Here is a 25,201-nt window from a genome sequence, read left to right as displayed (position 1 = left end):
GTGCCGGGAAGCTCGTCACCCACTTCGCGGGCCGGTGGTTCGGGTGGAAGTCCACTGGCTCTCCTCCCCCGGGCGAAGAACTGAGATCATCGCCCGGGGGCCTTGCCGAACCGCCGTGAGCTGGACCGCGACGGCCAAGGTGCGGAGTTCGGTTCAGATTCCGCGGCGCTCGTCCTCGGACACGACTGTGGTGCTGGGCGGTACGACCATCCGGCGGCGCCGCGCGATGCTCGCGTAGACGAAGACTCCGATGATGCCGACGATCATCATGATCCAGCCGACCAGGTCGACATTGACGGTGTCCATCTGCCAGTCGGTGGCGAAGGTGAGTATCGCGCCGACGGCGATGAGGATGATGAATCCTCCGAGTCCCATGGGTCACGCCTCCTCGGCGGTCCGGAGGCTCCGGACCGTGTACGGATCGCGTACCCGGTCCGGCAACAACCATGTGTGGAAGGCGGATCGGCCGGCGAACCCCATCGGTACGTCCAGCTGTCCTCAGCGCCGGAGAGGCTCCACCGGCCGGGTGCGGGCGGCCCGTCGGACCGGTTGGATCCCGGCCGGTCCCGGTGAGCAGCCCGATCGCCTGTGCGCCGGCGAACGTGGCGGTGGACACCACGGTCCGGTCGCGGACCACTGTCACGGCGACCACGGCGACCACGGCGACCACGGCGACCACCGCGGCGATCGGGCCGATGCCGGTGCCGACCGGTCCGCCCCGCGCGCCTCGTTGACCGAACGGGCCGCCGGTGTCCGGGCAGGCCCCGACGGAAGGGCCGGCCCGGCAACAACCTTGTGCGGAAGGCGGATCAGCCCGCCAGGAACGCCGCCAGCGCGTTCGCCAGCAGATACGGGTCGTCCGCGCCGCACAGCTCACGCGCACTGTGCATCGACAGGATCGCGACGCCGATGTCCACGGTCTGGATGCCGTGCCGGGCCGCGGTGATCGGGCCGATCGTCGTGCCGCAGGGCATCGAGTTGTTGGAGACGAACGTCTGCCACGGCACGCCCGCCTTCTCGCACGCTGCCGCGAACACGGCCCGGCCGCTGCCGTCCGTCGCGTACCGCATGTTGACGTTGACCTTGAGGATCGGCCCGCCGTTCGCCACCGGGTGGTGTGTCGGGTCGTGGCGCTCGCCGTAGTTGGGGTGGATCGCATGACCGGTGTCGGAGGAGAGACAGACGGTCCCCGCGAAGGCCCGGGCGCGGTCCTCGTACGCGCCGCCACGGGCGAAGACGGAGCGCTCCAGCACCGTGCCGAGCAGCGGTCCGTCCGCGCCGGTGTCCGACTGCGAACCGTTCTCCTCGTGGTCGAACGCGGCCAGCACCGGGATGTACGGGATCTCGTCGTCCGGCTGTCCGGCGACGGCGGCGAGCGCGGCCGTCGCCGCGTGCACGGAGAGCAGGTTGTCCATCCGCGGCCCGGCCAGCAGTTCGCGGTCCCGGCCCAGGTAGGCCGGCGGCTCCACGGCGTGCGGCATCAGGTCCCAGCCGGTCACGTCGTCGGCGCCGACGCCCGCCTCCTCGGCGACGAACCGGATCAGGTCGCCCTCCTCGACGTCCCCGAGCCCCCAGATCGGCTGCATGTGCTTCTGCCGGTCGAGCTTGAGACCGTCGGTGTTGGCCGACCGGTCCAGATGCACGGCCAGTTGAGGCACGCGCAGCAGCGGCCGGTCGATGTTGACCAGCCGGTGTGTGCCGTCGCGCAGGCTGATCCGGCCCGCGAGACCGAGGTCCCGGTCCAGCCAGGTGTTGAGCAGGGTGCCGCCGTACACCTCGACGGCGATCTGCCGCCAGCCGTACGACCCCGTGTCGGGCAGCGGCTTCACCCGCAGATTCGGCGAGTCGGTGTGCGCCCCGGCGATCCGGAACGGGGTGTGCGCCCCGGCGCCTTCCGGCACGTACCAGGCGATGATCGCCCCGCCGCGCAGCACGTACTTCCCACCGGTGGACGCGTCCCAGGCCGCGGTCTCCTCGACCTGCCGGAAGCCGGCCTTCTCCAGCCGCGCCGCGGCGGTGGCCACGGCGTGGTACGGGGAGGGGCTGGCCATCAGGAAGGCCATCAGGTCGTCGGTGTGACCGCGGTCGAAGCGGAGGGGAGAACTCATGTTCTTCACTGTAACGACGATGGGCCGGGAAGAATCCGCGTACCGCCACCCTGGCCCTTGGGCCCGGGGCCACAGCTCGTCGATTGCTGTCAGGTCGATGTCGATGTCGTACGGGGTGGAGAGTTTGAGCCGGTCGTGGTGGACGCCGGTGGAGATGTACGTCTTGTCGACCGGGTCCAGCTCGTACGTGACACCCATGGGCCGGTCGTGCTCGCCGACCGTCTCGACGATCCAGAAGTGCTTGATGCCCGCCCCGGCGTACTTGTGCGGTTCGGTGTCGCGATCCCGGTCCTCGGAGTCGGGTGAGACGACTCGGCGCCGCCACCCGAAAGCATTCGGGTGGCGGCGCCTCGTCGACCGACGCTGTGGGCCGAAGGCTAGAACGCGGCCTCGTCCAGCTCCATCAGCGAACCGTCGACCGCCTCGGCGAGCGCGCGCTCGGCCGAGACGCCCGGCAGGACGTCGGCCGCGAAGAACTTCGCCGCGGCGATCTTGCCCTGGTAGAAGGCGACGTCCTTCGCGGAGGCGGTCGGCAGCTTCTCGGCCGCCACGGCCGCGCCCTTCAGCAGCAGGTAGCCGACGACGACATCGCCGGAGGCCAGCAGCAGGCGGGTGGTGTTCAGACCGACCTTGTAGATGTTCTTGACGTCCTCGCCGGTCGCGGTGAGGTCGGTGATCATCGTGCCGACGATCGCCTCCAGGTCCACGGCCGCCTTGGCCAGCGAGTCCAGCGCACCGGACAGCTCCTCGTTGCCCTGGGCGCCGGCGAGGAACTTCTTGATCTCCTCGGACAGCGCGTTCAGCGAGGCGCCCTGGTCGCGGACGATCTTCCGGAAGAAGAAGTCCTGGCCCTGGATCGCGGTGGTGCCCTCGTAGAGGGTGTCGATCTTGGCGTCCCGGATGTACTGCTCGATCGGGTACTCCTGGAGGTACCCGGAGCCGCCGAACGTCTGGAGCGACTGCGCCAACTGCTCGTACGACTTCTCGGAGCCGTAGCCCTTGACGATCGGGAGCAGCAGGTCGTTGAGACCGTGCAGCGCCTTCGCGTCCTCGCCGGCGGCCTCCTTCTCCTGGATCGCGTCCTGGACGGAGGCGGTGTACAGCACGAGGGAGCGCATGCCCTCCGCGTACGCCTTCTGCGTCATCAGCGAGCGGCGCACGTCGGGGTGGTGCGTGATGGTGACCTTGGGCGCGGTCTTGTCCATGAAGTTCGCCAGGTCGGTGCCCTGGACCCGCTCCTTGGCGTACTCCAGTGCGTTCAGGTACCCCGTCGAGAGGGTGGCGATGGCCTTCGTGCCGACCATCATCCGGGCGAACTCGATGATGCGGAACATCTGGCGGATGCCGTCGTGCTTGTCGCCGATCAGCCAGCCCTTGGCGGGGTGCTGGTCGCCGAACGTCATCTCGCACGTGTTGGACGCCTTGAGGCCCATCTTGTGCTCGACGTTCGTCGCGTACACGCCGTTGCGCTCGCCCAGCTCACCGGTGGTCCAGTCGAAGTGGAACTTCGGGACCATGAAGAGCGACAGACCCTTCGTGCCCGGGCCTGCGCCCTCGGGGCGGGCCAGCACGTAATGAATGATGTTCTCGGACATGTCGTGCTCGCCCGAGGTGATGAAGCGCTTCACACCCTCGATGTGCCAGGAGCCGTCCTCCTGCTCGACGGCCTTCGTGCGGCCCGCGCCGACGTCCGAACCGGCGTCCGGCTCGGTCAGCACCATCGTCGAGCCCCACTGCTTCTCGACGGCGATCTCGGCGATCTTCTTCTGCGCCTCGTTGCCCTCGTCGAAGAGGATGCCGGCGAACGCCGGGCCCGAGGAGTACATCCAGACGGCCGGGTTCGAGCCGAGCACCAGCTCCGCGTAGGACCAGATCAGGGAGCGCGGGGAAGTCGTGCCGCCGATCTCCTCGGGCAGGCCCAGGCGCCAGTACTCGGAGTCCATGAACGCCTGGTACGACTTCCTGAACGTCTCCGGGACCGGCGCCGTGTTGGTCTCCGGGTCGAAGACCGGCGGGGTGCGGTCGGCGTCGGCGAAGGAGTCGGCCAGCTCGTTCTCCGCGAGGCGGGCGACCTCGTCGAGGATGCTCTTCGCCGTCTCGACGTCCATCTCGGCGAACGGGCCGGTGCCGTACAGCTTGTCGCGCCCGAGGACCTCGAAGAGGTTGAACTCGATGTCGCGGAGATTCGACTTGTAGTGCCCCATGGGAAGGCTCCGTAATCAATAGCAGTGGCGCACAGCGCCCCGGTCAAGGGGTGAGGGCCGGGCGGGCGACGAGCTGGCGGTAGGCATATCAGCTGACCTCCCCGATGATGCTACCCGTCAGTAATAAGACGCAACCCCCCGAGGGGTGGATGTGTCCCATTACTCTTTGGGGTATGTACGGCTACGACCAGAACCAGGGTGCACAGCAGCAGATGGGTGGCGGCTACGGCGAGCAGCCGCTGTATCCCGAGCCCTCGCCGCCCTCCCTCGGTGACGCGGTACGGGCCTTCACCACCGGATCCCTGTCCGCCGAGGACTTCCAGCAGATATTCGCGACCTCGAAGGTCTACTGCCCGCGCGGCGACAACCCCGGCTTCCTCGCCCTGCACAACACCCAGCAGCCGGTGATCCCCATGTTCACCACGCTCAAGGAGCTGCGGCTGTACGCGGGCAAGGAGTCCAAGTACTTCGTGATCACCGGCGCCGAGGTGATCGATCTGCTGCCCACCGGCTACGGCTTCGTCCTCGACATGGAGGGCGAGCACCGTATGGTCTTCGACGCCAAGGCCGTCGAGCAGATGGTCGACTTCGCGATGCGCCGCATGTACGGCTGATCGCCGTCGCCCGCAGACGGCTCACCGCCGGCCTTCCGGACGTCAGGAGGGGCCCGTACCGCTCAGGTACGGGCCCCTCCTGCTGCGTGCGACGGGCCGGGAATGCGCCGCCCCTTGCAAGATGTTCACTGTTCAACTAAATTGAAGCCAGAACAATCCCGGAGGTGGCTCCCATGCCCGCAGTGACCGTCGAAAACCCACTGACCCTGCCCAAGGTCGCCGCCTCGGGCGACGCCACGGCCCGTCCCGTGCTCACCGTCACCACGGCGCCGAGCGGATTCGAGGGCGAAGGCTTCCCGGTTCGCCGCGCGTTCGCCGGGATCAACTACAAGTACCTCGACCCGTTCATCATGATGGACCAGATGGGCGAGGTGGAGTACGCGCCGGGCGAGCCCAAGGGAACTCCCTGGCACCCCCACCGCGGCTTCGAGACCGTCACGTACATCATCGACGGCACCTTCATCCACCAGGACAGCAACGGTGGCGGCGGAACCATCCGCAACGGTGACACCCAGTGGATGACGGCCGGATCCGGCCTCCTCCACATCGAGGCCCCGCCGGAGTCCCTCGTCATGTCGGGCGGCCTCTTCCACGGCCTCCAGCTCTGGGTGAACCTGCCCAAGGCCGACAAGATGATGGCCCCCCGCTACCAGGACATCCGCGGCGGCCAGGTCCAGCTCCTCGCCTCCCCGGACGGCGGCGCGCTGCTCCGCGTCATCGCCGGTGAGCTCGACGGTCACGAGGGCCCGGGCGTCACCCACACGCCGATCACGATGGTCCACGCCACCGTGCGCCCCGGCGCCGAGGTGACCCTGCCGTGGCGCGAGGACTTCAACGGACTCGCGTACGTGATGGCCGGCCGCGGCACGGTCGGTGAGGAGCGCCGCCCCGTCCGCATGGGGCAGACCGCCGTCTTCGGCGCCGGATCCTCGCTGACCGTCCGCGCGGACGAGAAGCAGGACGGCAACACCCCGGACCTGGAGGTCGTGCTGCTCGGCGGCCGTCCGATCCGGGAGCCGATGGCGCACTACGGGCCGTTCGTCATGAACAGCCAGGCCGAACTGAAGCAGGCGTTCGAGGACTTCCAGGCCGGCCGTCTCGGCACCGTGCCCGCGGTCCACGGCATGGGTGAGTGACCCTGCGCCAAGAGCCGCGCTGACGGTCCGTCACCCGTACGGCCCTGCAGGCGGGACATGACCGGCGCACCGTGATCGGGTGGGAGGGTGCATACCCAAAAGCCCCTCCTGCCCGACGCCGCGCGGCGGACAGCGGCGTGGTGCGCCGTAATTCTGCTGGTCACCGGTGTCGCCGCGGTCGCGATCTGGTTGTGCATCGTCTTCAAGACCGCGGTCACACCCGTCCTGCTCGCCCTGCTCGGTACGGCGCTGCTCGGCCCCGTCCACCGGTGGCTGGCCGACCACCGGGTGAACCGGTCGGTGGCCGCCGGGCTCACCTGCGCGCTGCTCGTCGCGGTGGGCGGCGGCGCCGGGTACATCGTCGTCACCGCGCTCATCGACACCGGCGGCCAGATCGTCCGGTCGCTGAAGGACGCAGGTCAGTGGGTCGTCGACCACTTCGGGTTGGCGCGCGACATCAATGTGTCCGACCTCGTCGCCAACGCGCAGAAGCTCGTCGAGAAGTTCGGCGCGAGCGCCGCGGGCGGGCTGCTCACCGGCATCAGCCTGGTCGGCTCACTGATCGCGACCGGCGTCCTCGCCCTGCTGCTGACCTTCTTCTTCCTGCGCGACTCCCACCGGGCCGTGGACCTCGCCCACGCCGTCGCCCCGCGCGGCACCGGTGAGCTGGTCGAGGCGATGGGGCGGCGGGCCTTCGAGGCCGTCGAGGGCTTCATGCGCGGCACCACGTTCATCGCGCTGATCGATGCCGTCTGCATCACCGTCGGCCTGCTGATCCTGCGGGTGCCGGGCGCGGTGGGGCTCGGGGCGCTGGTCTTCGTCGGCGCGTACATCCCGTACCTCGGCGCGTTCCTCTCGGGCGCTGTCGCCATCCTGGTCGCGCTCGCGGACCGGGGCGTCGTGATCGCCCTCTGGGCGCTCGGAGTGGTGCTCGCGGTCCAGGTGCTGGAGGGGCACGTGCTGCAGCCGGCGATCCAGAGCCGTACGGTCCAGATGCACCCGGCCATGATCATGATCGCGCTGACCGCGGGGGCGAGCGTGGCGGGCCTGCTGGGGATGCTGCTGGCGGTACCGGCGTGCGCGGCGGCGTTCGGTGTCCTCGGCGAACTCCGCAAGGGCTACAGCCCCGAGACGGACCCACCGCCCCCCTCCACCCCGCCCGGCGGGCCGGTGCCGCCGGACACACCACCACCCGGCACATCGAACCCGCCCGGCGATTGAGGGCGGAGCGGCCACCGGACGTGCCCGGGCCGCCCCCGCCGCTACGCCTCGTGCAGCTCGAACCAGATCGACTTCCCCGCCCCCCGCGGATCCACCCCCCACGCATCGGCCAGCATCTCCATCAGGACCAGGCCCCGCCCGCTGGACGCCATCTCGCCCGGCCGCCGCTTGTGCGGCAGTTCGTCGCTGCTGTCCGCCACCTCCACCCGCAGCCGCCGTCCGCCTCGCTCCCCGGTGGCCTCGGCGACCATCAGCGCGTCGCCGTCCGTGTGGACGAGGACGTTGGTGGTCATCTCGGAGACCATCAGCACGGCCGCGTCGATCTGTTCCGGGTCCTCCCAGTCGTGCAGCAGTTCGCGCAGTTGCTGCCGGGCGGCCGAGATCCGCTCGGGTTCGGCCTGGGCGATGGTCATCGCGGTGCGGTGCGACGCGGTCCGCGCCATGGTGCCGGCCTCGCGACGCAGCACGAGCACCGCGACGTCGTCCTCGCGGCGGTCGGCCAGCGGTCCCGTCGTGTAGTGCGACGTCGGCCCGTGCACGGCCTGCACCAGCTCGTCGGCGAGCTTCTCCAGGTCACCGATCCGCTGCTCCAGGACCGGTCGGAGCCGGTCCCAGCCGGTGGCCATGTCGTGGCCGCCGGTCTCGATCAGTCCGTCCGTGCACAGCATGATCGTCTCGCCGGTCTCCAGGACGAGCTGGGTCGTCGGATAGTCGGCGTCGGTCTCGACACCGAGCGGCAGCCCACCGCCGGTCTGCCGGATCACCGCGGTCCCGTCGCTGCTGATCACCACCGGGTCGGGGTGTCCGGCCCGGGCGATGTCGAGCGTGCCGGTCTCCGGGTCCACCTCCGCGTACAGACAGGTCGCGAACCGCGGACCGGTCTCGTCCCCGTCGTCGTAGGCGTCGGTGAGCCCGGAGAGGAACCGGGAGGCACGGGAGAGCACCGCGTCCGGGCGGTGCCCCTCGGAGGCGTACGCGCGCAGGGCGATCCGCAACTGGCCCATCAGCCCGGCCGCCCGCACGTCATGGCCCTGGACGTCGCCGATGACGAGGGCGATACGGCCGTTGGGGAGCGGGATCATGTCGTACCAGTCGCCGCCCACCTGGAGCCCGCCACCGGTCGGTACATACCGGGCGGCGACCGTCATGCCGGGGATCTCGGGACCCAGGGTCGGCATCATCGACCGTTGGAGCCCCTGCGACAGCTCCCGCTCGGTCTCGGCCTCACCCGCCCGGGCCAAGGCCTGAGCGAGCATCCGGGCCACCGTCGTCAGCACCGAACGCTCGTCAGGCGAGAACGACACCGGGTGCCGGAACCCGGCCATCCAGGCGCCCATCGTGCGGCCGGACACGATCAGCGGCAGGAAGGCCCAGGAGCGGCGTCCGAAGCGGCTGGCCAGCGGCCAGGTGGCCGGGAAGCGGCGGTGGTATTCCTCGGGCGAGGGGAGATAGATCGCCCGCCCGGTCCGTACGACCTGGGCGGCCGGGTAGTCGGTCTCCAGGGGCATGTCGTTGAACGGGTCCTCGTCGCCCGCGTTGTGCCCGTGGTGGCCGATGATCGTCAGCCGTTCGCCCGCGACACCGAAGACGGCGAGCCCGTCCGGCGAGAAGCCGGGCATGGAGAGCGAGGCGGCGACCCGCAGCACCTCCGCCGTGGAACGGGCCTCGGCCAGCGCCCGCCCCGCGTCCAGCAGGAATGCCTCGCGGGAGCGGCGCCAGTCCCCGGTGATCGGGGTGTGCGCCCCGGTGGTGCCCGGCTGCGGTTCGGCGACCTCCTGGAGGGTGCCGACCAGTACGTAGCTCTCGCTGCCGCCCGATGCGACCGGCAGCGGTTTGGAGCGGCTGCGTACGGTACGCAGCACCCGGCCGCCCCCGTCCACGATCCTCAGCCGCGCCTCGGCCAGGGTGCCCTCGGCGAGTGCGAGGTTCACCACCCCGTAGATCTCGTTCCAGTCGACCGGGTGGAAACGCGCGCGCACCGCGGCCTCGTGGAAGACGCCGGCCTCGGCCGGGAACTCGAGCAGCCGGGCCGCCTCCGCGTCGAGCGTGACCGAACCGGCTCCGTGGTCCCAGCGCCACAGGCCGGTCGCCGTCGCAGCCAGGACTTCCTCGGTACGCATTGCCCCACTTTATGAAGATGTGCTCGGCCGACGCCACCGAAGGCGGCCGTCGGCGGGTGGTCCCGACCCCGCCGGATGATCTTGAAGTGGTTATGACAATGAAGTCGTGGGGGCGCGGGCGGTAGCCTGGGGAGGCTGAATCCACCCCAACCGCGAAGACTGGATGAACGACGATGCATCGGTACAGGTCCCACACCTGCGGCGAGCTCCGCGCCTCTGACGTCGGCACCGACGTCCGGCTGAGCGGCTGGCTGCACAATCGTCGAGACCTGGGCGGCATCCTCTTCATCGATCTGCGCGACCACTACGGTCTCGTGCAGCTCGTCGCCCGCCCCGGCACACCCGGCAACGAAGCCCTGTCGAAGCTCACCAAGGAGACCGTCGTCCGCATCGACGGCAAGGTCTCCGCGCGTGGCGCCGACAACGTGAACCCGGACCTCCCGACCGGCGAGATCGAGATCGAGGTCGCCGAGGTCGAGGTGCTGGGCGAGGCCGCCCCGCTGCCCTTCACGATCAACACCGACGACGGGGTCAACGAGGAGCGGCGTCTGGAGTACCGCTTCCTCGACCTGCGCCGTGAGCGCATGCACCGCAACATCATGCTGCGCTCCGCCGTCATCGCGTCGATCCGCTCGAAGATGGTGGCTCTCGGCTTCAACGAGATGGCGACCCCGATCCTCACCGCGACCTCCCCCGAGGGCGCCCGTGACTTCGTCGTCCCGTCCCGGCTGAACCCCGGCAAGTTCTACGCCCTGCCGCAGGCCCCGCAGCAGTTCAAGCAGCTGCTGATGATCTCGGGCTTCGACCGCTACTTCCAGATCGCGCCGTGCTTCCGCGACGAGGACGCCCGCGCCGACCGCTCGCCCGGCGAGTTCTACCAGCTCGACGTCGAGATGTCGTTCGTCGAGCAGGAGGACGTCTTCCAGCCGATCGAGAAGCTGATGACCGAGCTCTTCGAGGAGTTCGGCAACGGCCGCCACGTCACGTCGCCGTTCCCGCGGATCCCGTTCCGTGAGTCGATGCTGAAGTACGGCAACGACAAGCCCGACCTGCGCGCCAAGCTGGAGCTCGTCGACATCTCCGACATCTTCGCCGGCTCGGAGTTCAAGGCGTTCGCCGGCAAGCACGTCCGCGCCCTTCCGGTGCCGGACACCGCCGGGCAGTCCCGTAAGTTCTTCGACGGCCTCGGCGAGTACGCCGTCGAGCACGGTGCGAAGGGCCTCGCCTGGGTCCGCGTCGGCGAGGACGGCACCCTCGCCGGTCCGATCGCCAAGTTCCTCACCGAGACGGACACCAAGACCCTCACCGAGCGCCTGTCGCTCGTCCCGGGCCACGCCGTCTTCTTCGGCGCCGGCGAGTTCGACGAGGTCTCCAAGATCATGTCGGCCGTCCGGGTCGAGGCCGCCAAGCGCGCCGGGCACTTCGAGGAGGGCGTCTTCCGGTTCTGCTGGGTCGTCGACTTCCCGATGTACGAGAAGGACGAGGAGACCGGCAGGATCGACTTCTCGCACAACCCGTTCTCCATGCCTCAGGGCGGCCTGGAGGACCTGGAGACGAAGGACCCGCTGGACATCCTCGCCTGGCAGTACGACATCGTCTGCAACGGCATCGAGCTGTCCTCCGGCGCCATCCGTAACCACGAGCCCGAGCTGATGATCAAGGCGTTCGAGATCGCCGGTTACGACCGTGAGACCGTCGAGCACGAGTTCGCGGGCATGCTCCGCGCTTTCCGTCTCGGCGCCCCGCCGCACGGTGGCATCGCCCCCGGTGTCGACCGCATCGTGATGCTGCTGGCCGACGAGCCGAACATCCGCGAGACGATCGCGTTCCCGCTCAACGGCAACGCGCAGGACCTGATGATGGGCGCGCCGACCGTGCTGGACGAGGCGCGGCTGCGCGAGCTGAACATTCAGCTCCGTAAGCCCGCCGCGCCGGCGAAGGAGAAGGCCGAGGCCAAGGACTCGGTGGCGAGGGACACCGGCGCGAAGTAGGCGTCAGCGGTTCCGCTTCAGTTCCACGTGAAACAGCCCCCGGTCCTCGGCCGGGGGCTGTTCCGCGTCGTGGCCGCCCTCCACAGCAACGCACAGCTGCCACACACGCCCCTGCCAGTTCCCCTGCCTAGCCTCACTTCGCATGACAGAGACTCAAGGACCTGCACACAAGAAAGACATGACGCGTCGCCGGGTGGTGTTCGCCGGAGGTGCGGCGATCGTGGCCGCCGGGATCGGGGCCGGTGTGGTCGCCGGAGCCTCGGCCGACGAGGCCACGAGCAGTGGCAGTGGGAAGAAGTCCGCCGCCGGAAAGGGCGAGGAGTGCTACCGGCTGACTTCTGAGACCACCGAGGGCCCGTACTACATCGACGCCGACAAGATCCGGAAGGACATCACCGAGGACAAGGAGGGCATCCCGATGACCCTGCGCCTCAAGGTGATCGACTCCGACACCTGCAAGCCCGTGAGCCGGGCGGCCGTCGACATCTGGCACTGTGACGCGCTGGGCATCTACTCCGGTTACGAGTCGATGAGTTCCGGCGGGCCCGGCGGTGGTGGCACTCCGCCGAGCGGGGCCCCGACGGATGCCCCGACCGGCGCCCCCACCGACGCCCCGACGGGTACGCCCCCGTCCGGCGGGCCCGGTGGCGGCGGTGGCGGACACTCGGAGCCCACCGACGACGAGCGCTATCTGCGCGGCACTCAGCTCACCGACAAGCACGGCTATGTGGAGTTCAAGACGATCTTCCCGGGCTGGTACCAGGGCCGTTGCGTGCACATCCACACCAAGGTGCACGTCGGCGGGAAGATGACCGACGCCGGATACGAGGGCGGACGCACCTGCCACACCGGTCAGTTCTTCTTCGCGGAGTCCGCGGTGCTCGACTCGGCGAAGATCGCGCCGTACTCGACCAGCACCACCACGCGTACAACCCTCACCGAGGACACCATCTACGACCAGAGCGGTGTCACGGGCGGGCTGATGAAACTCTCGTACCGCAAGAACCACATGGCGCGCGGCGTCGTCGGTTCGATCACGATGGGTGTGGACCCGGACGAGACGCACGACGGCACGGACCTCTGAGGCTCCGTTCCCCCGCCGAGGGGACGGGCCCGGAACCGCCACGACAGGGCGCGGTTCCGGGCCCTTTCCCTTGCGGGCCTGGTCGCATTCGCACGGCAGGACACACCCGAGACGACGCATCGCACCGGATCGGATGCGGCCGTATGGCCGCTTTGTCTGATTAATCATCGGTCGGCTCGGCAAAGACTGGCTCGGGGACTTCGGTGCGGGGACCTCTGTCCCCGTTGCCCTCGCCGCCGACTGCTAGGAGCTCCCCGTGCCTGTTCCCGAACCCGTGCCCCGTCCTGGCGCTCGCGCGTCCCGACGTCCCCCGTACACGGTCTGTGCGGCGCTCCTCCTCCTGTTGACCGGATGCGCTGCGCCAGGTGCGGCACCCGGACCCACCGCCATGCACACCGCCGCCCACGCGCCCGCCGCCCACGCACCCGCCGGCAACGCGCCCGCCGCCCACGCGCCCACCGGCAACGCGCCCGCCGGCAACGCGGGCGCGGCGGGCCCCGGGGCCGCTGCCGCACGCAGGCCGGCCGCCCCGACGGGCCCTTTCGAGATCCGGATGCTGGGGCAGGTGGTCAGGTCCGCGATCCCGGCCGAGTCCCGGCAAGCGCTCGTCGTCACCGGAAACTCCCCGGACTCCAGTGAGGCCACAGCCGTCCTCTACACCCGCGACGACCCCACGCTGGGCTGGCAGCCGGTCGCCGGCCCGTGGCCCGCCCACAACGCCCTGTACGGCTGGACCGACGAGCACTATGTGAACGACCTCCGGACCCCCATCGGCGTCTACGGGCTGACGGCCGCGGGCGGTCGGCTCGAAGCGCCGGGCACCGAGCTGCCTTATGTGCAGAGCCCGGCCTTCACGGCCAGCGGCGAAGGGTTCGACGGGGAGTCCCTGGAGGGGTCGTTCGACTATGTCATCGCCATCGATTACAACCGCGTCCCCGGTGCCTCCCCGCTGGACCCGACCCGTCCGCTCGGCGAGGAGCGGGGTGGCGGCATCTGGCTCCATGTCGACCACGGCGGGCCGACCCAGGGCTGCGTCTCGCTTCCCGAGGACCGGATGGAGGAGCTGCTGCGCATCCTCGACCCGGCAAAGGTTCCGGTGATCGTGATGGGTGACGTGGCGGCGCTGGCCCGCTGACCGGACGTCACGTGGACGAGTTGCCGCTGCGCACGCATACGAGAGGGGCCCGGACCGTCACCGGTCCGGGCCCCTCATCTGCGTACCGAGCCCTGCGCGGGCCTCCGGGTACCGAGCCGTGCCCTACGCGGGCTTCTCCTCCAGGCGCGGGAACAGCACCGCACCCTTCGTCACCGTCGCGCCCGCCGGCAGCTGCCCCCAGCCGCCCGCGTCCTGCACACGCTGGTCGGGCAGCGCGCCCAAGGACTCCTCGGCGCCCAGCGACTCCCACAGCTTCTGCGAGGTCTCCGGCATCACCGCGTTCAGCAGGACCGCGACACCGCGCAGTGCCTCGGCGGCCGTGTACAGGATCGTCGCGAGCCGGGCCCGGCCCTCGGGCGACTCGTCCTTGGCGACCTTCCAGGGCTCCTGCTCCGTGATGTAGCCGTTGACCTGCTTCACGAACTCGAAGATCGCCAGGATGCCGGCCTGGAAGTCCAGCTCCTCGCCGATCTTCCGGTCGGCCGTGGCGACGGCCTTCGCGAGACCCTCCTGGACCGCCTTCTCGGCCTCACCGGGGGCGGTGGCCTCCGGGAGCGCCCCGCCGAAGTACTTGCCGACCATGGCGGCGACGCGCGAGGCGAGGTTGCCGTAGTCGTTGGCGAGCTCGGAGGTGTAGCGGGCGGTGAAGTCCTCCCAGGAGAAGGAGCCGTCGTTGCCGTACGCGATCGCCCGCAGGAAGTACCAGCGGTACGCGTCCACGCCGAAGTGCGAGGTCAGGTCCTGCGGCTTGATGCCGGTCAGGTTCGACTTCGACATCTTCTCGCCGCCGACCATCAGCCAGCCATTGGCCACCACCTTGCCGGGCAGCGGCAGGCCCTGCGCCATCAGCATCGCGGGCCAGATGACCGAGTGGAAGCGGAGGATGTCCTTGCCGATGAGGTGCACGTCGGCCGGGAACGTCGCGTCGAACTTCTCCTGGTTGGCGCCGTAGCCGACCGCCGTCGCGTAGTTGAGCAGCGCGTCGACCCACACGTAGATGACGTGCTTCTCGTCCCACGGCACCGGGACACCCCAGTCGAAGGTCGAGCGCGAGATCGACAGGTCCTGCAGGCCCTGCCTGACGAAGTTCACGACCTCGTTGCGGGCCGACTCGGGCTGGATGAAGCCGGGGTTGTTCGCGTAGAACTCCAGCAGCTTCGGACCGTACTCGCTGAGCTTGAAGAAGTAGTTCTCCTCCTTGAGGATCTCCACCGGCTTCTTGTGGATCGGGCACAGCTTCGTGCCGTCCTCGGCCTCGATGAGGTCGCCGGGGAGCTTGTACTCCTCGCAGCCCACGCAGTACGGGCCTTCGTACCCGCCCTTGTAGATCTCGCCCTTGTCGTACAGGTCCTGCACGAACTCCTGCACACGGTCCGTGTGCCGCTTCTCCGTCGTACGGATGAAGTCGTCGTTCGCGATGTTCAGGTGCTCCCAGAGGGGCTTCCAGGCCTCCTCGACGAGCTTGTCGCACCATTCCTGCGGGGTGACGTTGTTCGCCTCGGCAGTGCGCATGATCTTCTGACCGTGCTCGTCCGTGCCGGTGAGGTACCACACCTTCTCGCCACGCTGGCGGTGCCAGCGGGTGAGCACGTCGCCTGCGACGGTCGTGTAGGCGTGGCCCAGGTGAGGAGCGTCGTTGACGTAGTAAATGGGGGTCGAGACGTAGTACGCCGTCGCCCCCTGCTTCTCGGATCCAGTGGCCGCCATGGTCGAAATCCTAACGGCCCGTGGGTGATCCACTCACACCGATAAACGCCGCCGCCGCTTCCGGTGGCCGTGACCCGTCCTGGGAGAGGGCGGAGATCCTCGTGGAACTCGTCGTCACGGGGGCTGCGCCGGGCGGGAGACCCCGCCGAGAGGCCCGGCGGCTCGACGCGGTGCGGGGCGTCGTGTCGCGGGACGAATGGGAGCCGGACCTGCCGCCGGCCGGGGCGGGACCGGGCTCGGTCTTTCATTCGTGCGTTCGGTAGCGGTTGGTGCCCGGCGGCACGGTCACGGCGATGCCCTGCCCGAGGGCGGGCACCGCCGTGACCGTACGTCTGCCGGTCGGCCTGTCGGGTCAGCCGTTGTCGGCGGCGGACTCGCGGGCCGTGAGCCAGGCGGGGAGCGCGGCGAGGATCTCCTGGTAGAGCGTGGCGTCGGGCACCTCGCTCGGGGCGGGGCCGGCGTGGAAGAACGCGGCGTTCGGGGCGTCCAGCTTCCGCAGGAAGTCGAAGCCCTTCGCGTCCTCGTCGCCGAACGCGACGAACTGGAAGAACAGCGGCAGCCGTGCCGCCTCGGCGAGCGCCTGCTTGGCGGGCTGCTTGGCGTCCGGCGGTCCGTCCGTCTGGAAGATCACCAGGGCGGGGCCGGTGGCCTCCGACTTCTCGTAGTGCGCGACGACCTCCTCGACGGCGCGGTGGTAGCTCGTACGGCCCAGACGGCCGAGGCCCGCGTGCAGTTCGTCGATCCGGCCCTCGTGGTCGGTGAGGCCGACCGTGCCGGTGCCGTCGATGTCGGTCGAGAAGAAGACGACGGGGACGGTGGCGTTCTCGTCGAGGTGCGCGGCGAGGGCGAGCGCGCGGTCGCCCAGGTGCTGGGCGCTGCCGTCCTTGTAGAACGGCCGCATCGAGCCGGAGCGGTCGAGCACCAGGTACACGGTGGCCCGGAGCCCGGTCAGACCGTGCGCCTCCAGCCCGGCCTGAGCCGCCTTGTAGGCGTCGACGAGCGCGGGGGCGCCGGACTCGACCCGGGCGAGGGCGACGGCGGGGGCCGCGGTGACCTCCGCAGGTGCGGTTGCCGCGGGGGCGGGGGCCTCGGCGACCTCTGCCGGCGCGGGATCGGCGTCCGGCTCGGACGGCAGGGTGTCGGCTACCGGCGCGGCGTCGGCCGCCACGGCAACCGTCTCGGGCTCGGTGGCGGCGGCGACCGGCTCGGGCTCGGTGGTGACCTCGGCGGTGGGAGCAGGCTCCAGGACCTGGGCGATCTTGGCCTCGGGCTCGGTGGCCGGTGTGGTCTCGGTCTTCGGTTCGGTGACGGTGGCCGGTTCTGCTTCGGCCTTGACCTCGGCCGGTGCGATCTCGGCCTTGGCCTCGGGCTCGGGCTCGGTGGCCGGTGTGGTCTCGGTCTTCGGTTCGGTGACGGTGGCCGGTTCTGCTTCGGCCTTGACCTCGGCCGGTGCGATCTCGGCCTTGGCCTCGGGCTCGGTGGCCGGTGTGGTCTCGGTCTTCGGTTCGGTGACGGTGGCCGGTTCTGCTTCGGCCTTGACCTCGGCCGGTGCGATCTCGGCCTCCACCTCGGCCGCAGCGGTGACCGGCGCCACCTCCACCTCGGCTTCGGCGGCGGTCGGCTCCGCCTTCGCCGGAGCCTCGGCCGCGACGCGCTTCGAGGCCGAGCCCTGGGGCGGGACCGTGTGGGTGGGCTTCGGGCTCGGTGCGGAGGCCTTGTCGAAGGCCTCCGCCACCAGGTCCGTCGCCAGGCCGCTGTCGCCCGAGAGGGTCCGGGGCGAGGCGGGGGCGGGTACCGAGACCTTTGCGGCCGACGCGGTTTCGACTGCCGGTGCGGTCTCGGCCACCGGCTCGTCCACCGCGACCGACTCCGACTCCGTGGGCCGGGTGCGCTCCGTCTGGGGCGGGACCGTGGCCGTCGTCGGCTCGTCCTGCTCCGTACGGTCGCGGCCGAACACCTTGCGCAGCAAGCTCCGAATGCCCATGGGCGAGGCCTTTCGCATGAGTTGAGTGCGATGAATGTCCGTACTGCGGGAATTGATCCCTGGCCAGGGCGGATACGTAAGGTTAGCGGCCGGATCCGGCCGTTCGGTGGCGCGGCCCGCCTCCGTGTCAATCGGACGGCGGCGGACCGGACTTCACTCTGCATTCTTTTGGAGTCTCTCGTACCGCCTGAATGCGCACCCGGCGGCACGTCGGACACGGCGAGCCGGGGCAGTTGCCGACCGTGTCGACCGGCGCCTGGACCCGCGGTCCGCCGACCCACCACCTCCGGGTGCCCGACCGTCCGGCGCAGGATCGTCGCGGCATCGGAGCCGGGGTTCCGTCCGCGCACGGTTCACGCGGTGGCGACCTGGCGGCGCCACCGCGCGAACTGGGCCGCCGCGTCCCCGGTGTACGACCACGGCACCCGCACCGCCCGGCCGTCCAGCAACCGGAACACGTCTGCGGCCTCCTTCGGCCGTCCCGCGTAACACGCGGCGTGCGCCAGGTAGTTCAGCTCGCCGACCTCCTCCGCCGCCACCGGTCCCGCCTCGCGCATCCCGAGCCACCGGTCCCAGGTGCGGCGCACGTCCGTGACGGCCAGTTCGTGGTTCCAGTGCTGCTGTCCGGTGAGCGGCGCGACGACAGGGCGCCCGTGCGTGGCATCGGAGACGTACCGGTGTTCCTCGACCCTGGCGATCTGCACCAGCACCGGCAGCGGCGAACCGGGCGGCGCCGCACCTGCCGCGTCGCGCGCGAAGTCGTACATGGTGCCGTGGGTGCCGTGCCAGCGCGCCGAGTAGTACCGCAGCAGCTGGGTGTGCCCCTCCATGTGGTGCGGATCGCGGCGGAGCAGCTCGTCCCACCACTGTGTGACGCGCCGCCTCGCCCCGTCCTCGTACAGCCGGGCCGCTGTCAGCAGCGACGCCCAGGGCATCGGATCGGGCGGGCAGACCTCGGCGGCCCGCAGACAGCAGTCGACGACCCGGTCCACCCGGTTCCGGTCGAGTCCTGTGCCCCGCCCCGCCGCGACGGCCCGGCCGAACAGCCGTACCACTTCGGTCGCCGCCTTCAGCACCTGCGCGTCGGCGCTCTTCGGCTCGGCGGCCAGCCAGGTCTCCACGGTGGTGCTGCCCGCGACGGCGTGGGCGAGGATCCGGATCCGGTGGGTCCGCAGGGCCCATCGGTTGCCGGTGGCGTACAGCAGATCGCGCACGCCCTGCCAGCGGCCGATGACGACGTCCTGGCGGGCCGCGGTGAGCGGCCGGTCGCCGAGATCCGGGTCGAAGTGCACCGGTGGGGGTGTCCGGCGGCGTACGGCCATCAGTAATCGGTGACGATCGTCGTGGAGTGGGCGTAGCCGGACGGTTCCTCGGCCCGTACGGTCTGCGAGGCGTCGAGCTTCGCCGGCCGGTAGTACGAGCTGCCGCGCCGCCAGTACCAGAGCATCGGGACGGCTCCCACGGCGAGACTGCCGAGGCCGAGCGCGAGCGCCGTCGCGCTGAAGTCGCCGAGCGCCTCGAAGAAGATCCAGAACATGAAGAGCGAGCCGGCCAGTGGCCAGAGCCCGCCGAGGACGAGGTCGGCGACCGATCGGAACAGCAGTTTGCGGTACGCGACGACCGCGGCCAGGCCCGCGAGGCCGTAGTACACGGCGATCTGTAGCCCGATGGCCTCGACGGCCACGCCCAGGATGTGGTGGACCGGCCCGAGGGCGAGGGAGGCGAGGATCAGGGCGAGGGCGACGCCTCCGACCGCGGCGACCGACACCCACGGGGTGTTCCAGCTGCGGTGCACCCGGCCGAACGCGGCGGGCATCGTGCGGTCGCGGCCCATCGCGAACAGCGAGCGCGTGACCTGGACGAGTGTGGTCTGCAACGTGGCGACGGTCGACAGCATCACGGCCACCACCAGCAGCTTCCCGCCGACTCCGGGCCACACCCGTTCGCCGAGCACGGTCAGTACGTTGGCGCTGTGCCGCTCGATGTCGTCGGCCGAGAGGATCACGTTCACCGCGATGGTGAACACCTCGACGAGCGCGAAGACGGTGAGCACGCCCACGATCCCGGCCAGGCCCGTGGTGCGGCGGCTGTTGCGGGTCTCCTCGCTGAGGTTGCCGGTGACATCCCAGCCCCAGTAGTAGAAGGCGGCGATCAGCGCACCGGAGGCGAAGCCGGAGACGCCGTCGAAGTGCTCGAAGCCGAGCCAGGACCAGTCGAAGGAGTGCGCGACGCCGGGTCCGGCGCCCGTGCCTTCACCCGGGCCGGTCCCCCGTACGAGGGCGACGACCGCGAAGACCAGCAGGATCACCAGCTCGACCCCGGAGATCACCAGCTGGGTGCGGGCGCTGAGCCGGGCTCCGCCGAGTACGACGAGCAGCATCACCAGGAACCAGCCGGCCCCGATGAAGGTGGCGAGCGTGGTGTCGTCGGCGAACCGGGAGTCGATCACTGTCAGCGTCATCGTCCCGGCGGGCAGCGATCCCGCGACCATGAACAGGGTCGCCGCGACGACCAGTGCCCAGCCGCTGAGGAAGCCCAGGAACGGGTGCAGGGTCCTGCCCACCCAGGAGTAGCCGGCGCCCGCGTTGACGTCGATCCGGCCGAGCTGCCGGTAGGCGAGGGCGATGCCGAGCATCGGTATCGCGCAGTACAGCAGGGCGGCGGGACCACCGAGACCGACCGTGCCGACGAGCACGGCACTGGTTGCGGCCAGCGAGTAGGCGGGGGCGCTCCCCGCCACGGCCATCACGATCGTGTGGAACGTGCCGAGGACATTGGGCTGGAGCCCACGGCCGGGCCGGTCGGGCGTGCTGCGCATCGCTGTTCTCAACTGCTTCCGGAAGTGTGCCGTGCCCCGGCCGGAGTCCCGTACATCCTTCAGCGGCACGACATGTGGCGGCATGTCAGAAACAGATCTTCGAAAATCCGAACGGAAGTGGTCGGTCCGCTCGAGAAGACTGACCGCATCGTAGTCCCGTGATTACAGCTGAGTGGACCTGGACGCCACGAGCGTCACGCGACGTCGGCACGGCGTCTAGAGTCGGATCCATGGTTTCCGGTGAGGCACCGCAGGCGGAGGGAAGCGTCCGCGTCGACAGTTGGATCTGGTCGGTACGGCTGACCAAGACCCGCTCGCAGGCCGCTGCCGCCTGCCGCGCCGGACATGTCAGGGTCAACGGCGACCGGGCCAAGCCCGCGCAGACCCTGCACGTGGGGGACGAGGTACGGCTGCGGCACGCCGGACGGGACCGGATCGTCGTGGTGTCGCGCATCGTGAAGAAGCGGGTCGGCCCTCCGGTGGCCGCGGAGTGCTTCGTCGACAACAGTCCGCCCCCGCCGCCGCGGGAAGCGGTGATCCAGGTGCCGGTCCGCGACCGGGGCACGGGCCGCCCGACCAAACGCGACCGCCGCGAGATGGAGCGCCTGCAGGGCCGTGGCCCCGGGGACCACCCGGCCTGAGCCGGGCACCGGTGCGCGGCCCTGGGTCGCACAGCCGTGCGGGAAACGCGACACATGCACCCTGCCCCCGTCACGTTCCGGCGACCCGCTACGGCTGTGGTGAGGCGATCGCGCGTGCCGCCGCCACCTCCTGGCGCAGCGGCGCCAGCACCCCTTCCTCGTCGCCCGGCAGTTCGGTGCGCACTGCCACCAGGACCTCGGTCGCCCGCAGCCGTTCCGCCAGCTCCCGCAGCTGCCGGCGGATCTCGGCCACTTCCGCGGGCGCCGGTTCCGGCGCCCCGTGGTTCACCCGGACCCGGGCCGCGGTCGTCGCGTCCACGATCCGCTCGATCGCGACGACCAGCGGCAACCAGGCAGCGGCCCGGGCGCCGACCGGCGGTGGTTCCGTCAGGGCGCGCTGGAACTCGGAACGTATGGAGGACAGGTCGCGGTGGATGAGGCGCCGGGCCCGCGCCCGTGCCGCATGGTCGGGGCGGGTGGCCCCGTCGCCGTCGTCCCCCGTGCCGAATGCCGACTCCACATAGTCGGCGAGGTCCGTCACCGCGTCCGCGAGCCGGTGGCCGATCCGGGTGTGCCAGCTCTCGGGCCACAGCAGATAGCCCGCCACCAGCACGATCACACAGCCGATCAGGCTGTCCACCAGGCGGGGCTGCACCAGAGCGACGCCCCGGTGGTTCAGCAGATCGGACAGCAGCAGGATGACCGGGGTGATGGCCGCGGTCTGGAACGCGTACCCCTTGACCGTGAGCGCTGGGATCAGCGGGGCCAGCAGCGCCATCACCGGTACGTCCCACCACCCGATCGGTACCTCGGCGAGGACGGGCGCGGCGATGACGAGACCGGCCGCCGTGCCCACGGCACGCAGCACCGCACGGGAGAAGACCGAGCCGAAGTCCGGCTTGAGCACGAACGTGACGGTCAGCGCCACCCAGTAGGAGCGCTCCACGGAGACCAGTGAGGTCAGCGCCTGCGCCAGGCCGATGCAGAGGGCCAGCCGGAGCCCGTACCGCCAGGAGGTCCCGGAGAACAGTACGGAGCGGGTCGCCCGCCGGATCCTCACCGCCAGCGCCGCGGGACGCCCGAGCCGGTCGTCGACGTTGTAGGCATCGGTGTTGTGCACGACGGCCGCCGCGTGGCGCAGCGCGCTGTCCACCGCCCGGGTGGCGGGTGAGTCGGGTGCGGGCAGCTCCGGTTCGGTGCCGCCGGTGCGGCTCTCCTCGACGTCCTCCGCCAGTTCGCGTACCGCCGCCGGGATCGCTTCGGGCAGCGGACACCGCCGTACATGCACCGCGGCCGCCGACTCGACGAGCGGGATGACCACGTTGAGCTGGGCGAGCAGCCGCACCATCGCGCTGCTGCGGCCGTGGTGGCGGGCCCGGCGGGCGAGGATCAGGTCGTACGAGGTGTCCAGTGACCGGGTCATCGCCCGCCGTCGCTCCTCGTAGGCGTCGGTGCCCGCCGCGGCCAGCAGATCGGCGACCGTGAGGTACGTGTCCGCGACCGAGACCCGCTCCGGCAGTTTCCGCCGCAGCGGCCACGCCAGCAGCGTCAGGGCGAGCACGAACAGGCCGCCGAACAGCAGCAGCAACGGCGCCACCCACCAAGGTTTCGGCAGCGCCAGTCCGGTGGCGACAACCGAGTTGAGCAGGAGCAGCAGCCCGGACAGCGAGGCCACGGCGCCGATCGTCGACATCATGCCGGACACCAGGGCGACGGCGGTCAACGCACCGACGGCCGCCCAGCCCGTCCCGTACACGAACGAGCCGAGCATGATGCCGAGCGCGCCGAACAGCTGCGGAACAGCGATGTTGAGGATCCGCATCCGGTACGCGTCGGCGGTGTCGCCGAGGACACCGGAGAGCGCGCCCATGGAGACCAGGGCGCCGTACACGGGCCGGTCCAGCGCAAAGCCGACGGCGAGCGGTGCGGCCAGGGCGACGGAGGCGCGGACGGCCGCGGCCCACGGGACGGGGGCCGGGTGTGGGCGAAGCCCCGTCAGCAGCCAGGCCGGTGGCGCGTACCGTTTCCGATCCGCCTCGGCATCCGCCAATGCGCTCAGCCTCCGGTGCCGTTGGTCAGTTCTGGTAGCCCTCCACCTCGCCGGCCGGGCGCACCTTCGCTCCCGACGGGTCCTCGCCGAACTCGCTGAGCGCGCGCCGCTGCCGCAACAGGTCCCAGTACTGTTCGAGTTGGGCCTCCACCGTGCGCAGGCGTGACCTCTCGTCCGCGGAGAGGCCCGTCCTGTCCCGGGTGGAGCGGTCGCGCAGGTCTCGCTCCTCGGAGACCAGACCGCCGATGTTGTCGATGATCTCCCGGTCGTCCATGACGCCTCCTTCGGCCTCGTTCGGACTTGTGCCGGACTCCCTCTGCGAGCCGTTCTTCCGGGGCGCGGGTCAGAGCGCGAACAGGGTCTTGCCGCGGGCACCGCCCGTGCGGTTCCGGTCGAGGGCCTGCGGGGCCTTCTCCAGCGGGAGTTCGATGTCGATGAGCACGTTCAGCACACCCTCCGCGGCGCCCGCCGCCAGGACGTCGAGCAGAACGGGTGTGGGTTCGAGCCGGAAGTCGATGGACCCGACGCCCTCGGGAACAGCGGCCCCGTCGGCGACGCCCCGCGTGGTGACGGCGACACCACCGCTCCGCACCAGTGCCGCCATTGCCGCGAACGCCTCCGGCGTGGTGGAGGCCAGATCTACGAGCGCATCGACGCCGCCCGGAGCCACCTCCTGTACCGCCGCTTCGAGCGGACGGGCCGTCGTGTCGATGGTGACGGCGGCGCCGAGCGCCCCCATCCGCCACCCCTCGTCGCCCCGCACCGCCGCGAGGACACGCAGATCCCGGGCGGCCGCGAGCTGGGTCAGACAGCTCCCGACGCCGCCCGCGGCCCCGATGACCAGCAGGCTCTCGTGGCCGCGGAGCACCGCCGTCTCCAGGATCTGGGCGGCGGTCATCCCGGCGGTCGGCAGCGCGGCGGCGATCCGCAGGGGGAGGCCGTCCGGGACCAGGGCGATCGCGGAGTCCTGTGGGACGGATACGTATTCGCAGTACGTGCCCGCGCCGACCGGCGATCCGGTGACCCGTCCGAAGACCGCGTCGCCGACCCGGAAGCGGTTGTCGCCGGTGCCGATCATGTCCACCCGGCCCGCGTAGTCCACGCCGATGACCAGGGGGAAGACATGCGGCACCTGCCCTCCCAGGGCACCGTCCGCGATCTGCCAGTCGGACGGGTTGAGTGCGGCGTACTCGATCCGCACCCGTACGTCACCTGCTGCGGGAATCGGCTTGGGCACCTCGACCAGGGTCGGCTCGGCCCGGAACGCGCTGACGGCTACGGCTCGCATACGGATGACCTCTCAGTCGCCCAGACAGTGACGCAGTCTCGGGCTCCACTCTTCCCCGGCCCGCGCGTCGCCGCACGTCGAACCCGGCGTCAGCGGTCGTGCCCGGAGCTGTTCCCGGGGACGGGTCCTCTCGCGGTGAGCGGTGTCAAAGGCCCGGATCCTCCTCCGGGTGCGGCGGTCTCGGGCCGTGCGGACCCGCGCCCCGCCCACATCCGCGCGACCAGCGCGCACAGCGACACCGCCGGTCCGGCGGCGAGAACGATCCACACTGCCGTGAGGAGCGAGCTCGTCAGCGCGTCGTAGACCGCCGCCGCCCCGTCGCGATCGCTGCCGGGCACCCCGGCCAGCACCCGGTTCCGGGCGACCGCGATCGCCCCGCGCAGCACCAGCGCGCCGATCGCGAAGCCCAGCCCGACGACCGCCGTGGCGGCCAGTGCGGTGAGGGCGGAGCCACGTCGTCCGGGCCCGCCGCGCGCCGCCGCCAGGAGCACGGTGGCGCCGGCGAACACCAGCGTGCCGACAGCGGGCCAGATACCGCCGGCCCGCAGCGGGCGGAACGTCTGGCGCAACTGGTCGGCGCGGTCGGCGGTGAGCAAGGTGATGTCGGTCCGCCGGACCGGGAATTCGTCGGCGAACGGCACCCCGCTGTCCACCAGGTTCTGTTTGGCCTGCTGCATCACCGGCGCCAGGTCCATGCGCACGTCCTTGCCGCTCTCACCGTTCAGCGCGGCGGTCACGGCCTCGTGGGCGCTGCGGTTTGCGGCCACCCAGGCGGAACGGAAGGCGTCCGTGGTGGTGAACGACTGCACCGCCCCGTGCAGGAAGTCCAGCGAGGCGCCCTGGAGCAGCCCGGGGTCGATCTGCTTCGTCGCCTCGTCGGTGATCAGGGTGGACATGGTGTCCTGCACGCCGGGGTCGGAGGCGAGCGGCTCCATCGCCGCGACGTACCGGTCCGGGTTGTCGATCTCCAGATCGACCCAGGCGGAAAGCGCGCTCAGCGGGACGAGGACGGCGAGCAGCACCAGCACCACCGCCGACAGAGCCGCTGAGATATTGGTCCGCATCTCCCAAGGGAATCC

General features: G+C 70.6%; 19 protein-coding genes. 7 read left to right on the top strand and 12 right to left on the bottom strand.

The features are described 5' to 3' along the window. Positions 1-153: 153 nt before the first annotated feature. The 3 genes from OG963_RS22890 to OG963_RS22880 all read right to left on the bottom strand — a co-directional run bounded on the left by OG963_RS22890 (position 154) and on the right by OG963_RS22880 (position 4,312). Entirely contained in the window at positions 154-375 is a 222-nt protein-coding gene (locus tag OG963_RS22890) for a DUF6458 family protein (protein WP_030930252.1), read from the bottom strand. A 434-nt stretch (positions 376-809) separates the two neighbouring features. Next, positions 810-2,108, bottom strand: coding sequence for a M18 family aminopeptidase (locus OG963_RS22885; protein ID WP_093774135.1), 1,299 nt, complete (start codon positions 2,106-2,108; stop codon positions 810-812). A gap of 377 nt (positions 2,109-2,485) precedes the next feature. Beyond that, the gene (locus OG963_RS22880; protein WP_030930246.1) at positions 2,486-4,312 is read right to left on the bottom strand and encodes an acyl-CoA dehydrogenase; all 1,827 of its coding nucleotides are present in this window, start codon (positions 4,310-4,312) and stop codon (positions 2,486-2,488) included. A gap of 173 nt (positions 4,313-4,485) precedes the next feature. Between OG963_RS22880 and OG963_RS22875 the strand changes: the two genes are divergently transcribed. From OG963_RS22875 to OG963_RS22865, 3 genes are all read left to right on the top strand, one after another. Beyond that, a complete protein-coding gene (locus OG963_RS22875; RefSeq protein ID WP_030930244.1) occupies positions 4,486-4,926 on the top strand; it encodes an SseB family protein in 441 nt (146 codons plus the stop codon). Between the two features lie 173 nt (positions 4,927-5,099). Further along, positions 5,100-6,062 carry a pirin family protein gene (locus tag OG963_RS22870; protein ID WP_093773732.1) on the top strand — a complete coding sequence of 321 codons (963 nt, stop codon included), beginning with the start codon at positions 5,100-5,102 and terminating at the stop codon, positions 6,060-6,062. An 87-nt stretch (positions 6,063-6,149) separates the two neighbouring features. Further along, complete coding sequence (locus tag OG963_RS22865; RefSeq protein WP_371799393.1) at positions 6,150-7,283, top strand: AI-2E family transporter; 1,134 nt, start codon at positions 6,150-6,152, stop codon at positions 7,281-7,283. 41 nt (positions 7,284-7,324) lie between these two features. Here the strand turns inward: OG963_RS22865 and OG963_RS22860 are convergent, their stop codons facing one another. Beyond that, positions 7,325-9,403, bottom strand: a complete 2,079-nt coding sequence (locus OG963_RS22860) for a SpoIIE family protein phosphatase (protein WP_093773728.1) — start codon at positions 9,401-9,403, stop codon at positions 7,325-7,327. A gap of 173 nt (positions 9,404-9,576) precedes the next feature. Here OG963_RS22860 and aspS point away from each other — a divergent pair, with 173 nt between their 5' ends. The 3 genes from aspS to OG963_RS22845 all read left to right on the top strand — a co-directional run bounded on the left by aspS (position 9,577) and on the right by OG963_RS22845 (position 13,613). Further along, positions 9,577-11,394, top strand: coding sequence for an aspartate--tRNA ligase (gene aspS / locus OG963_RS22855; protein WP_030930233.1), 1,818 nt, complete (start codon positions 9,577-9,579; stop codon positions 11,392-11,394). A gap of 142 nt (positions 11,395-11,536) precedes the next feature. Beyond that, the gene (locus OG963_RS22850; RefSeq protein WP_371799392.1) at positions 11,537-12,478 is read left to right on the top strand and encodes an intradiol ring-cleavage dioxygenase; all 942 of its coding nucleotides are present in this window, start codon (positions 11,537-11,539) and stop codon (positions 12,476-12,478) included. Between the two features lie 388 nt (positions 12,479-12,866). Beyond that, complete coding sequence (locus tag OG963_RS22845; RefSeq protein ID WP_371799391.1) at positions 12,867-13,613, top strand: L,D-transpeptidase family protein; 747 nt, start codon at positions 12,867-12,869, stop codon at positions 13,611-13,613. A gap of 123 nt (positions 13,614-13,736) precedes the next feature. Here OG963_RS22845 and metG read toward each other — a convergent pair whose 3' ends face one another. From metG to OG963_RS22825, 4 genes are all read right to left on the bottom strand, one after another. Next, a complete protein-coding gene (gene metG / locus OG963_RS22840; protein ID WP_093773720.1) occupies positions 13,737-15,341 on the bottom strand; it encodes a methionine--tRNA ligase in 1,605 nt (534 codons plus the stop codon). Positions 15,342-15,693: 352 nt separating this feature from the next. Further along, the gene (locus OG963_RS22835) at positions 15,694-17,325 is read right to left on the bottom strand and encodes a VWA domain-containing protein (protein ID WP_371799390.1); all 1,632 of its coding nucleotides are present in this window, start codon (positions 17,323-17,325) and stop codon (positions 15,694-15,696) included. A gap of 353 nt (positions 17,326-17,678) precedes the next feature. Next, positions 17,679-18,647, bottom strand: coding sequence for a hypothetical protein (locus OG963_RS22830; protein ID WP_176902179.1), 969 nt, complete (start codon positions 18,645-18,647; stop codon positions 17,679-17,681). Next, positions 18,647-20,143 carry an APC family permease gene (locus OG963_RS22825; RefSeq protein ID WP_093931232.1) on the bottom strand — a complete coding sequence of 499 codons (1,497 nt, stop codon included), beginning with the start codon at positions 20,141-20,143 and terminating at the stop codon, positions 18,647-18,649. Before OG963_RS22825 ends, OG963_RS22830 begins: the two co-directional genes overlap by 1 nt. Positions 20,144-20,373: 230 nt before the next feature. On the opposite strand from OG963_RS22825, the gene OG963_RS22820 reads away from it, so the two are divergent. Next, on the top strand, positions 20,374-20,784 hold the full coding sequence (locus OG963_RS22820) for an RNA-binding S4 domain-containing protein (protein ID WP_030931367.1): 411 nt from the start codon (positions 20,374-20,376) through the stop codon (positions 20,782-20,784). 88 nt (positions 20,785-20,872) lie between these two features. Here the strand turns inward: OG963_RS22820 and OG963_RS22815 are convergent, their stop codons facing one another. The 4 genes from OG963_RS22815 to OG963_RS22800 form a co-directional block, all read right to left on the bottom strand. Beyond that, positions 20,873-22,834, bottom strand: a complete 1,962-nt coding sequence (locus OG963_RS22815; RefSeq protein ID WP_093773716.1) for an FUSC family protein — start codon at positions 22,832-22,834, stop codon at positions 20,873-20,875. A 25-nt stretch (positions 22,835-22,859) separates the two neighbouring features. Beyond that, complete coding sequence (locus OG963_RS22810) at positions 22,860-23,108, bottom strand: DUF2630 family protein (RefSeq protein WP_030931375.1); 249 nt, start codon at positions 23,106-23,108, stop codon at positions 22,860-22,862. 69 nt (positions 23,109-23,177) lie between these two features. After that, positions 23,178-24,122 carry an NADP-dependent oxidoreductase gene (locus OG963_RS22805; RefSeq protein ID WP_093773714.1) on the bottom strand — a complete coding sequence of 315 codons (945 nt, stop codon included), beginning with the start codon at positions 24,120-24,122 and terminating at the stop codon, positions 23,178-23,180. An 89-nt stretch (positions 24,123-24,211) separates the two neighbouring features. Further along, a complete protein-coding gene (locus tag OG963_RS22800; RefSeq protein ID WP_256328094.1) occupies positions 24,212-25,186 on the bottom strand; it encodes a hypothetical protein in 975 nt (324 codons plus the stop codon). Positions 25,187-25,201 lie beyond the last annotated feature (15 nt).

The organism is Streptomyces sp. NBC_01707 (assembly GCF_041438805.1).
In the GTDB taxonomy this organism is placed as follows: domain Bacteria; phylum Actinomycetota; class Actinomycetes; order Streptomycetales; family Streptomycetaceae; genus Streptomyces.
This window is presented reverse-complemented; position numbering and strand designations above follow the sequence as displayed.

Coding starts and splice junctions, on each gene's coding strand:
- OG963_RS22890 (WP_030930252.1), bottom strand. CDS start 375: ATGGGACTCGGAGGATTCATCATCCTCATCGCCGTCGGCGCGATACTC.
- OG963_RS22885 (WP_093774135.1), bottom strand. CDS start 2,108: ATGAGTTCTCCCCTCCGCTTCGACCGCGGTCACACCGACGACCTGATG.
- OG963_RS22880 (WP_030930246.1), bottom strand. CDS start 4,312: ATGGGGCACTACAAGTCGAATCTCCGCGACATCGAGTTCAACCTCTTC.
- OG963_RS22875 (WP_030930244.1), top strand. CDS start 4,486: ATGTACGGCTACGACCAGAACCAGGGTGCACAGCAGCAGATGGGTGGC.
- OG963_RS22870 (WP_093773732.1), top strand. CDS start 5,100: ATGCCCGCAGTGACCGTCGAAAACCCACTGACCCTGCCCAAGGTCGCC.
- OG963_RS22860 (WP_093773728.1), bottom strand. CDS start 9,403: ATGCGTACCGAGGAAGTCCTGGCTGCGACGGCGACCGGCCTGTGGCGC.
- aspS (WP_030930233.1), top strand. CDS start 9,577: ATGCATCGGTACAGGTCCCACACCTGCGGCGAGCTCCGCGCCTCTGAC.
- OG963_RS22850 (WP_371799392.1), top strand. CDS start 11,537: ATGACAGAGACTCAAGGACCTGCACACAAGAAAGACATGACGCGTCGC.
- OG963_RS22845 (WP_371799391.1), top strand. CDS start 12,867: ATGCACACCGCCGCCCACGCGCCCGCCGCCCACGCACCCGCCGGCAAC.
- metG (WP_093773720.1), bottom strand. CDS start 15,341: ATGGCGGCCACTGGATCCGAGAAGCAGGGGGCGACGGCGTACTACGTC.
- OG963_RS22835 (WP_371799390.1), bottom strand. CDS start 17,325: ATGGGCATTCGGAGCTTGCTGCGCAAGGTGTTCGGCCGCGACCGTACG.
- OG963_RS22830 (WP_176902179.1), bottom strand. CDS start 18,647: ATGGCCGTACGCCGCCGGACACCCCCACCGGTGCACTTCGACCCGGAT.
- OG963_RS22825 (WP_093931232.1), bottom strand. CDS start 20,143: ATGCGCAGCACGCCCGACCGGCCCGGCCGTGGGCTCCAGCCCAATGTC.
- OG963_RS22820 (WP_030931367.1), top strand. CDS start 20,374: ATGGTTTCCGGTGAGGCACCGCAGGCGGAGGGAAGCGTCCGCGTCGAC.
- OG963_RS22810 (WP_030931375.1), bottom strand. CDS start 23,108: ATGGACGACCGGGAGATCATCGACAACATCGGCGGTCTGGTCTCCGAG.
- OG963_RS22805 (WP_093773714.1), bottom strand. CDS start 24,122: ATGCGAGCCGTAGCCGTCAGCGCGTTCCGGGCCGAGCCGACCCTGGTC.
- OG963_RS22800 (WP_256328094.1), bottom strand. CDS start 25,186: ATGCGGACCAATATCTCAGCGGCTCTGTCGGCGGTGGTGCTGGTGCTG.